This is a genomic window from Caballeronia sp. LZ033 (assembly GCF_031451265.1).
In the GTDB taxonomy this organism is placed as follows: Bacteria; Pseudomonadota; Gammaproteobacteria; order Burkholderiales; family Burkholderiaceae; genus Caballeronia.
The window spans coordinates 1-359 of record NZ_JARUXQ010000064.1 but is presented as its reverse complement, the minus strand read 5'-3'; the positions used below and the strand labels follow the sequence as shown (position 1 = coordinate 359).

Below are 359 nucleotides of genomic sequence, written 5' to 3'. Positions count from 1 at the left end.
CGCCGAGGTCGTTGTTGCCAATCCAAACGGATTGATAGTCGACGGGGGCGGCTTCATCAACACGAGCCGCGCCATTCTGACCACGGGCACGCCGAACTTCGGGCCGAACGGGTCGCTGACGGGTTTCACGGTGAGTGGCGGCAACCTCGTCGTGCAAGGTGCGGGCTTGAACGCCGCTAACATCGATCAGGTCGACCTGCTCGCGCGTGCAATTCAGGTGAACGCGGCCATCTACGCGAAGCGGCTCAACGCGGTCACGCGCGCAAACGGCATCGAGCACGATTCGCTCGCCGCGACGCCAGTCGCGGGCAACGGCACGGCACCCGCCGTCGCGCTCGACGTGAGCGCACTCGGCGGCA

At 66.3% G+C, this 359-nt stretch carries 1 protein-coding gene; it reads left to right on the top strand.

Features of this window, described 5'->3' with window-relative positions; all coding sequences use genetic code 11:
* Positions 1-359: hypothetical protein (locus QCE62_RS35205; RefSeq protein ID WP_309928058.1), on the top strand; the 359-nt coding region annotated here is incomplete at both ends.